Source organism: Hydrocoleum sp. CS-953 (assembly GCF_002260545.1).
Taxonomy (GTDB): domain Bacteria; phylum Cyanobacteriota; class Cyanobacteriia; order Cyanobacteriales; family Microcoleaceae; genus Trichodesmium.
In genome coordinates, this window is sequence record NZ_LGSU01001328.1 from 1 (window position 1) to 10053 (window position 10053).

Here is a 10053-nt window from a genome sequence, read left to right on the forward strand (position 1 = left end):
GCCAATTTCTGCTTGAACCATTTTACCTTATTTCCCAACAACTCTATTAATTGCAGCAGATGGAATTAATTCTACCGTGCGTCAGGTAATCTACAAAGACACTCCATATAGTGTATACAGCAAACCAGAATATTCTGGTGTTGTGGGTATTAGCAGTGGGGGAATATATGAAATCCCTGAAGCACTCTCACAAGAACTACAAGATCAGTTTCTTCAAGGTTCGCGAGTAGTAACAATTCTCAATCAGCAAATAGCGGAAAATTCTACAGAAAATGAAACCACCAGAATGATTTTATTTTCCCGTCAGTCTGGTCAATATGGATATCTAATCCACACACCTTTGCCTTTAGAGTTATTGGCAGGAAAGTCAGGAAAAGAGTTAATCGATCTTGCTGTGTTGGAGTTAAAAAAAGCAGAATTTCCAGATATGATTCAGCAGTTGGTAGCTTTATCCTCCCCAGAAAAGATTATACAACGTCCATATTATATTCACCGCGCTACTGTTCCTACTTCAAACCAGCCAAAATGGAATATGGGGCGGGTTGTATTGGCAGGGGATGCAGCTCATGGAATGCCACCATTTATGGCTCAAGGCGCTAATCAAGGTCTGGAAGATGCTGCTGTGATGACAACATTAGTAGCTGAGATTCACAAGCAAAATCAGTGGGATGACATGGCAGCTATAGAAACAGCTTTCAGTAAATATGAGGCTTTGCGCCGCCCACTTATGGAGCGCGTTCAATACGCAACTTTGACAAGACTACCTCTTTCTTCAGGGCAGCATAGACAGGAGTATGCTCAACAAGTCTACACTCGTAATATTGAAGAAATTATGCAAACATTATTGTAAGTAGGTGAGCATAAATAAACGCAATAATTTGAGGGCGGGTTTTTCGGACTACATCGGAAATATCAAGGCTTTTGGCTAAACCCGCCCCTACATTTTTTTTAACGTTTAATTAGATATATCTACTTACAGACGTTTTCATTTGAATAGACCACAGTAGGGACGTTTTGCTGCGCAACATGGAAAGCGGAGCATTCCGGAACGGAAAACGCATTTTTGCCTGTGCAACGTCCCTACAGGGTTATCATTTTTTTAGTGTGGTTCATTGACCTGAAAAGCGCTCTAATGATAACTCTTATAACTGTTGTACAATATTTTTAGTAATTACCAATATCAGTTTATGAAACCAGAAAACTCCAATCCAAAAATTGACTATGACGTAGCGATCGTTGGTGCCGGTCCCATAGGACTAGCAACTGCCCTCGGTTTACGCCAACGTGGAATCGAAAATATTATTGTCCTTGACCAAACTCGCGCCTTTCGTAAAGTAGGTCAGGGTCTCGGTCTTTTACCCAATGGCTTGAAAGCACTTAAATATCTTGACCCTCAAGCTTACAACAATATCAAAGCTACTATTGACCAACCGAACAACTCACTACAAACAAGTCAGAAAACTGAGACAGACAAAAAACCGCCTTCGCCAGAATGGCATCACATAAATGTAAACGGGGAGAAAATTCGTTCTTTTCCTCTCGGATACAATGAATATTTTNACCCAATGGCTTGAAAGCACTTAAATATCTTGACCCTCAAGCTTACAACAATATCAAAGCTACTATTGACCAACCGAACAACTCACTACAAACAAGTCAGAAAACTGAGACAGACAAAAAACCGCCTTCGCCAGAATGGCATCACATAAATGTAAACGGGGAGAAAATTCGTTCTTTTCCTCTCGGATACAATGAATATTTTGAAAAGTACGGGGAGGGTAGAATATCAATATCTTGGTACGATTTACAAACTCAACTAAGAACACTATTACCAGTTGAGCGCGTTAGAGCTAATCATCGTTGTATTAACGTAGTTACCGAACCAGAGTTTCAATGTGTTCGAGCAGATTTTGTTTCTAATCAAGAAGTAGAAACTAACCCCTATGCTCACTGGGATGATACACAAGAAAAGAATAAAAACAGTAGTGTAAATTCCGCCCAATTTCCTGAATCAGAAATCACATCTATCCGTGCCAAACTATTGATCGGAGTAGATGGAATTAACTCTAGTGTCCGTCAAATAATCTACNCCTATGCTCACTGGGATGATACACAAGAAAAGAATAAAAACAGTAGTGTAAATTCCGCCCAATTTCCTGAATCAGAAATCACATCTATCCGTGCCAAACTATTGATCGGAGTAGATGGAATTAACTCTAGTGTCCGTCAAATAATCTACAAAGATACTCCATACAGTGGATACAGCAAACCAGAATATTGTGGTGTTGGGGCGATCGGTAGTGGTGCAACATATCAGGTGCCGGAAGCACTTTCACAAGAAATTAAGGAGAGATTTTTTCATAGTTATTCTAGAGCAGTAACTATAACAAATCGTCAAAGATCGGAAAGTGACGTTCCCAGAATTATATTATTTTTTCCTCAACCTTGTCAGTTTGGATATCTCCTCCATGCAGCTTTCCCATTAGAGTCATTGCTAGAAAAATCGGGAGAAGAGTTAATTAATATTGCTGTAGAAGAGTTAAAAAAAGCAGACTTTCCAGAGATGATTTTGCAGTTGGTAGCTTTATCTTCCCCAGATAAGATGATACAACGTCCGTATTATACTCATCATGCCACTGTTTCTGCTCCAGACCAACCAAAATGGAATATAGGGCGGGTTGTATTGGCAGGAGATGCTGCCCACGGTATGCCACCATTTATCGGTCAAGGAGCTAATCAAGGACTAGAAGATGCAGCAGCGATCGCTACTTTGGTGGCTGAGATTAACAAGCAAAATCAGTGGGATGATATAACAGCGATAGAAGCAGCTTTTAGCAGATATGAAGCTTTGCGTCGTCCTTTTGTGACTTATATTCAAGAAGAAACTTTGATAGGCAAACCTTTTTCTTCATCAGATGAGAAGTTACAGAAGTATAATCAAGCAGTTTTATCTCGGAATATTGGGGAAATTATGCAAACATTGTTGTAGAAAGAACTATCCTATTTTTCGTAGAGATGTTCCAGAGAATATCTCTACAATTAGTTTATTTACAGCAGTTTGCGCGACTGTTTTAAGATTAATCTCTTTTCCCTACTGTCTGATAATAATTCTCAGGACTTGCGCAAAGAAACCGGGTTTTTATGATAAATCGTTGTTTTTATAATAGAAATCACGAAAAAACCCGGTTTCTGAGTCTAGCTCCTCAAATTTTTCTTTTAGGGCTAGAGCAAAACTACGAGCATAATTACCGAATTATTAATTATTAATAATTAAATAATTCTGGTTTAAAGCCTCCCCTTGGATAGGGAAAAAAAAGTGTTATTGAATTTCCTTATCTTCAATTCCCGCATTTGTTTTAACCAGAGGTAATTATCAATTATCCATTATCAATTATCAATTAATGAATAGTGTTTTACCAGACAGAATATTAGTCTAATATAATGTCACTTCAGGTAAACCTTTCTTGGGAATACTGCTGATAAAACGATGTCGCATCAAGTCTAATTTATAGGAACAAATTAAACTTAATATCCCCAGTAAAACAGGGATAAAAATTATTTTTATAGGCAAATTAATAGCTATTAATAACAAAGCTAAAATTGCCAATACTCCTGTAAAATTTTGACAAAAATCTTTAACTTTATCTATCAAAATTAAAGATTGCCGACAACTAGGGCAATGCTTTGTATGTCGGTGCCAGCGATCGTATAATTGTTCATCATTTAATTCTTGAAAAGGTTTTTCTGTGATTCCTTGCCATTCTGGTTTACCCCCGGCAAATTCATCTAACCATTTACGAAAAGTAACTATTCCAAAATCAGCTAATGAAGGCATGAAATAGGATTTTTGCCAAGTTTTATTTTCTGTTGNGCCGACAACTAGGGCAATGCTTTGTATGTCGGTGCCAGCGATCGTATAATTGTTCATCATTTAATTCTTGAAAAGGTTTTTCTGTGATTCCTTGCCATTCTGGTTTACCCCCGGCAAATTCATCTAACCATTTACGAAAAGTAACTATTCCAAAATCAGCTAATGAAGGCATGAAATAGGATTTTTGCCAAGTTTTATTTTCTGTTGATTCATTAACAGCTTGGGAGTGCATCATTGATAAATCTTGATTACTTAACTTATAGCTATATAAGTGTTGTAACCCAGTAAGTAAATACTTTGGTAGAAGTTCAAACCAGAAGTTACGTTTTTGTGGAGCTGCATCAAAAATAAACTTACTAATATGTTTACAATAACCTGGTTTTGTCGGCACAAAATACAACTGAAATAAAGCAGATTTACCATTAGAAAATTCATATCTTGTTGTATTAGAACAGGGCGGGGTAAATTTCCGCGTCGCATCCATATCTTTGTTGAAAATATTGTAACCAGAATGCTTTAAGGTAAAACCATCTTCGACAGACATTTCTCCGAATAATTCAAAATTTTGCATAGCAATGGCTCTTTCTGGAGAAAAACCAGCAATTCCTTCATGCAAAAATTGACCGTGAGAAGGGTCAAAACTACTCTCAACAGAGACAGTATAACCAATAGGAACTTCTGACATAAACCAATCTGTTGAAGAGCTATCAAATTTATATTCTGGCATTACAGCAGGTTGTTTTATTGTAGAATCTTCAACAGCAGTAGAACTACTATCAGGCCATATCCAAAGTAATCCTTGTAAGACTTGAGTTGGATATGTTTGTACTTGCGATCTCTCACTCTTACAAGCAGTTTCTAAAGCTTTTTCATCGCTCAACATAGGAATATTTTGACATTTGCCTACCCCATCAAAACACCAACCATGATGCCGACACATTAAGTCTCCATTCTTATCAATACTTCCTAAAGATAACTGTGCCAATTTATGGGGGCAAGTATCATCCATTGCTATCCATTTTTGCTGTTTGTCCCGCCAAATTACTAGCCTTTTACCCAGTAAAGTTATTGAGGTTGGATGAGAGGCATCTAGATAGTTTATGGGACTTACTGGATTATTAATTATTAATTGTTAATTAAATAATTGTGGTTTAAAGCCTCCCCTTGGATAGGGGAAAAAAAGTGCTAGGATATTTCCCAATCTTCAATCCTCTCGGTTTTAACCTTCTTGTAATTATCAATTATCCATTATCAATTATCAATTAATGAATGGATACCATTGTTTAGTCCAAGAAAAGTTAGTCATCATTAAATTAACTAATGTATTAAACTACAATTTAATCACCTAACTATAATCTAATTTATTTTTCCAATTTAGACAATCTTTAAATTAGCCATCTACCTGAAAAAAAATTGTCTTGGAGCAGATGTCATTTCAGTTATCAGTTAGCCTCCTATCGGAGGAACTGCGTTAACAGTTAGCCTCCTGCGGAGGAGCTGCGCTTTTCATGTCGCGCAGCGAAACAGTTATCAGTGAACCTCCAACTGAAGTCGGAGGCTTGAAATACTGAATTAAATATTTTTTTCATCCCCTTAAAAGGGGAGGCTTTAGACCTCATTTTTTGGTCACAGAAAACTCTGCATCAAACCAGTAAATTATCAAGTAAATCTCATCTAGCAAATATCTACAAATAAATCTGTTTATTGTGATGATGTTAGCAAATTTATTTTAGGATATCCTCAAATTTAGTAATTGCCAAAATTAGTGTTTTTACCATGACACTAATTACACAAAAAAATACACACAACAAATTGTACAGCAGTCAAAGCAAAGGGCGCGGACATTGCTAAATGCTATTTGAGGAGCATTTACGCACCGAAAACTCAGTCATAGATTACTTCTGACTTTTGACTTCTGACTTGCGCGTAGCGCTATACANCAACTAAATCTGTTTATTGTGATGAAGTTAGCAAATTTATTTTAGGATATTCTCCAATTAAGTAATTGCCAACATAAATGTTTTTATCATGACCCTAATTCCAGAAAAAAATACACACAACAAATTGTACAGCAGTCAAAGCAAAGGGCGCGGACATTGCTAAATGCTATTTGAGGAGCATTTACGCACCGAAAACTCAGTCATAGATTACTTCTGACTTTTGACTTCTGACTTGCGCGTAGCGCTATACAGGCAGGTTTTTTGATAAGGTGAAAAAATGAAAAATATATTAATGCAACAAGCCTGGTTTTCTAATGTACAAAAAGATTTATTAGCAGGGGCTGTAGTGGCTTTAGCTTTAATTCCTGAAGCCATTGGTTTTTCTATTATTGCTGGTGTCGATCCGAAAGTAGGTTTATATGCTTCATTTTGCATTGCTATTGTTGCAGCTTTTTTAGGTGGGCGACCAGCAATGATTTCTGCGGCCACTGGGGCGATGGCATTGCTGATGACAACTTTGGTAAAAGATTATGGTTTAAATTATTTGTTAGCAGCTACCATTCTCACAGGTATTCTACAAATTTTCCTAGGATGGATTAAACTAGGAAATCAAATGAGATTTGTACCCAGGGCGGTAATGCTAGGATTTGTTAATGCTCTGGCAATATTGATTTTTAATGCTCAACTGACCCAATTTGAAGATGCTTCTATTTGGGTTTACATAATGGTCGCAGTTGGGTTAGGGATTATTTATGGGTTGCCTCGTTTCACTAGGATAGTACCTTCTCCTTTAGTTGCTATTGTTGTGCTGACAATATTTACTATGGTGACTGGGTTAGATGTTCCCACTGTGGGAGACATGGGAACATTGCCCGATACTTTGCCTAGTTTTGCTTTGCCAATGGTACCGCTCAACTTCAAAACTTTAGACATTATTCTACCTTATGCTTTGGCGCTTTCCTTGGTAGGTTTATTAGAATCATTCTTAACAGCTAATGTCATTGATGACCTCACGGACACTTCTAGCGATAAAAACCAGGAAGCAGTAGGTCAAGGGGTGGCAAATATTATTGCGGGATGTTTTGGGGGAATGGCAGGATGCGCTATGATCGGTCAGTCTATGATTAATGTAGGTTCTGGAGGGCGTACTCGACTTTCATCTCTGAGTGCAGGAATTTTTCTGTTTGTTTGTATTATTGTGCTGAATAACTGGGTGGCGCGTATTCCTATGGCAGCATTAGTTGCGGTGATGATTATGGTTTCTATCAGTACCTTTCACTGGAGTTCCATTCGCCATATTCGTCGGGTTCCCAAGAGTGAAACAGCAGTGATGATAACTACTGTGTTGATTACAGTTTTGACTCATAATTTAGCTATTGGGGTCATTGTTGGGGTGGCGCTGAGTGCTATTTTCTTTAGTCGTAAAATTGCTGCACTAATTTTTGTTGACTCCCACTTACGGGAAAATAGTGTAGAGCGTATTTACAGTGTCAATGGGCAAATCTTTTTTGTTNATAATTTAGCTATTGGGGTCATTGTTGGGGTGGCGCTGAGTGCTATTTTCTTTAGTCGTAAAATTGCTGCACTAATTTTTGTTGACTCCCACTTACGGGAAAATAGTGTAGAGCGTATTTACAGTGTCAATGGGCAAATCTTTTTTGTTTCTGTCGAGAATTTTCTCAACTCCTTTGATTTTTGGGAACATTTAGACTCTGTAACTATCGATCTAACTCATGCTCATTTATGGGATCAATCTGCTATAGATGCAGTTGATAAAGTTGCGTTCCGTTTTCGCCGACGGGGTATTAAGGTAAATTTGATTGGTTTGAATGATGCTAGTGCGACTTTGTTAGATCGTTTAACTACTCATTCTAGTAAACAAACAATTTTTAAGGAGGGGCGGGTAATTCATTAGGAGTAATATCAAATCCAGTAGTATCGGTCTTGTATAGGGAAGGTAAGGAAGAAGGCTTTAGTTATCTAGGAGAGAAGGAAGAAGGAAGAAACTTTAAGAAAAGGAAAAATCTTACATAAGGTAGATATTTCCAAGGCTTTTACACAAAGGATACCAACGGACATGATATCAGAAGTTAGTAGGGAAATTGCATACAACACAACCTCCCTACGGGGTGATTAACTGTTGAATGAAAATTGTAGAAAGTAGTTGCTAGAAGTAGAAAAGTGTTTTAATATTAAACAGGTAAAGCTTAGGAAATAATTCAGGTGAATGCGACTTGTTGACAGACATATTATTAACCGAACACATCAGTATTGGGCTTGTTGTGATCAGTTAGCTTTTAAGTCAAAAAACTTGTATAATTTGGCTAATTATTACTGTCGTCAACATTTTTTCTGTACTGGTCATAGTCTGGATTTAACTAAACTNGATGCCTATAGAGCATTACCAACTAAAGTATCAAAACAAATAATAAAATGCTTGGTTGCAACTTGGCGTGGTTATTTTCAGGCAATCAAAGAATGGTCAAAACATCCAGGGAAGTTTTTAGGTAAACCAAAAATACCAAAGTATAAGGACAAAACCAAAGGTCGAAATGTAGTTATATATTCAAAGGAATCAGTCTATAGAGCAGGTCTAAAAGATGGTATTTGTCACTTATCCATGAGTGATATCAAAATACCTGTAGTTGTGGATACTGTAATCGAAGTCAGGATAGTACCTGCTACTAGCTGCTATATAATTGAAGTAGTGTATGAAAAAACGAATCAGCCACAAATACACTCAACATATGTAGCCGGAATAGACTTAGGAATTGACAGATTAGTAGCTCTATCTACAAATAAGCCTGGTGTTAAGCCTATGCTTGTTAACGGGAAGCCACTAAAAAGTGTTAATCAGCTTTACAACAAGCGTAAAGCCAAGTACCAAAGTCATCTCAAAGACAACAGAAAAACTAGCCGTAAGATAGAAGCATTGAGTTATCATCGAAATCGTTTTGTGGAGAATTATCTGCATAACACCAGTTTCTTAGTGGTTGAGTATTTAACCACAAATAATATTGGTACTGTAGTAATTGGAAAAAATGATAACTGGAAACAAGGTGCAAATATAGGCAAAAAAAACAACCAAAATTTTACTCAAATACCACATGATAAGAAAGCCCAAGCAAATTACTTATAAATGTCAGCTAGCAGGAATNATAGTCATTAATGCCGATATCAATGGCAGTCTTCAAATTTAAGATAAGAAATTCCCAGAGGCATTTACTGCCGTTTGCGCAGCATTCCGGAGGATGGAAATAGTGAGCTGCGCCGTACAGCCTGTATTGGTTAATCCAATATCAAGATAAAAGCTGTTACGATTTTCTACAGTTTTTTTCGTACGGTTGTCATTCTGGCGAGCAAGATACTCGACTACTGAAAACTTAAAGCTGATAACTGATAACTGAATTTACCCTTCTCCTTGACAGACAAAACCTGCCCAATAATAAGGATGATGGCGTTGCTGAACCAAGGGATGAATCCTTGCATAAAAGGTAAATCCTATCTTTTACTTCCTCTTTCTCTAAAACTATAATTCATCCCACAAATATGCAACGCCAAAAATTGTGAGCTCCGTTCCATCCATCTCTTTTAGCCGAATAGAATAAAAGTTGCTGAGGAGGGAGTTGTTTTTCCCATGCCTCAATAGATTTTTTACCGAATTTTAAAGCTTTTTCTAAATCTGTTTTCTTCAGAGATTGAGTGAGACTTTTGCCTCCTTTTTCCCAGGCAGTATCCCACAAAGAGTCAGCAATTTTTGATAATCCCCAACCTGCTAAACCTACCAAACTAGCTTCCATAAATTACCTCTATTATCAGTTATCAGTTATTAGTTATTAGTTATTAATTACAGTAGATTCCAATTACATGAAATACAAAGATTAGAAATCTCCGATAATAAAAAATAAAATCAGTTATTGCCCATAAATTATCAATTTTTTCCTCCTAATTCCTACTCCCTACTCCCTCTTTTCTGCAGATGTCTATTAATAATAAAATGTTCCTATTACGGGCATTTTGCCCACGATGGTTATGCCTCAAGAAGTTAGAATCTGCTGTATTAATTATCAATTATCCATGATCAATTATCNTCCTCCTAATTCCTACTCCCTACTCCCTCTTTTCTGCAGATGTCTATTAATAATAAAATGTTCCTATTACGGGCATTTTGCCCACGATGGTTATGCCTCAAGAAGTTAGAATCTGCTGTATTAATTATCAATTATCCATGATCAATTATCC

Annotated in this window: 5 protein-coding genes and 4 pseudogenes; 7 read left to right on the forward strand and 2 right to left on the reverse strand. The window is 37.0% G+C overall.

Annotation, left to right across the window (positions count from 1 at the left end; translation table 11 throughout):
* Positions 1 to 76 precede the first annotated feature (76 nt).
* The 3 genes from AFK68_RS24570 to AFK68_RS43845 all read left to right on the forward strand — a co-directional run bounded on the left by AFK68_RS24570 (position 77) and on the right by AFK68_RS43845 (position 2989).
* The gene (locus tag AFK68_RS24570) at positions 77 to 850 is read left to right on the forward strand and encodes an NAD(P)/FAD-dependent oxidoreductase (RefSeq protein WP_246844436.1); all 774 of its coding nucleotides are present in this window, start codon (positions 77 to 79) and stop codon (positions 848 to 850) included.
* Between the two features lie 337 nt (positions 851 to 1187).
* Positions 1188 to 1559 (forward strand): NAD(P)/FAD-dependent oxidoreductase (locus tag AFK68_RS24575; RefSeq protein ID WP_143438210.1); only part of this gene is annotated, 372 nt, incomplete at its 3' end.
* Positions 1560 to 2602: 1043 nt separating this feature from the next.
* The gene (locus AFK68_RS43845) at positions 2603 to 2989 is read left to right on the forward strand and encodes an NAD(P)/FAD-dependent oxidoreductase (protein WP_305778158.1); all 387 of its coding nucleotides are present in this window, start codon (positions 2603 to 2605) and stop codon (positions 2987 to 2989) included.
* Between the two features lie 882 nt (positions 2990 to 3871).
* On the opposite strand, the pseudogene AFK68_RS46360 reads toward AFK68_RS43845, so the two are convergent.
* Positions 3872 to 4997 (reverse strand): annotated as a pseudogene (locus AFK68_RS46360) (Rieske 2Fe-2S domain-containing protein); the annotation flags it as partial.
* Positions 4998 to 6088: 1091 nt separating this feature from the next.
* Between AFK68_RS46360 and AFK68_RS24600 the strand changes: the two are divergent.
* The 4 genes and pseudogenes from AFK68_RS24600 to AFK68_RS46365 all read left to right on the forward strand — a co-directional run.
* On the forward strand, positions 6089 to 7324 hold a 1236-nt coding region (locus AFK68_RS24600; protein ID WP_094675881.1), incomplete at its 3' end, for a SulP family inorganic anion transporter.
* Between the two features lies 1 nt (position 7325).
* Positions 7326 to 7726 (forward strand): annotated as a pseudogene (locus tag AFK68_RS24605) (STAS domain-containing protein); the annotation flags it as partial.
* A 312-nt stretch (positions 7727 to 8038) separates the two neighbouring features.
* Positions 8039 to 8196, forward strand: a pseudogene (locus AFK68_RS42515) (RNA-guided endonuclease TnpB family protein); the annotation flags it as partial.
* 1 nt (position 8197) lies between these two features.
* Positions 8198 to 8950, forward strand: a pseudogene (locus tag AFK68_RS46365) (transposase); the annotation flags it as partial.
* Positions 8951 to 9347: 397 nt separating this feature from the next.
* Here the strand turns inward: AFK68_RS46365 and AFK68_RS24615 are convergent.
* Positions 9348 to 9611, reverse strand: a complete 264-nt coding sequence (locus AFK68_RS24615) for a hypothetical protein (RefSeq protein WP_094675879.1) — start codon at positions 9609 to 9611, stop codon at positions 9348 to 9350.
* Positions 9612 to 10053 lie beyond the last annotated feature (442 nt).

Excerpts from the sequence above, each read along its gene's own strand:
- AFK68_RS43845 (WP_305778158.1), top strand. The coding sequence starts at position 2,603 with ATGATACAACGTCCGTATTATACTCATCATGCCACTGTTTCTGCTCCA.
- AFK68_RS24615 (WP_094675879.1), bottom strand. The coding sequence starts at position 9,611 with ATGGAAGCTAGTTTGGTAGGTTTAGCAGGTTGGGGATTATCAAAAATT.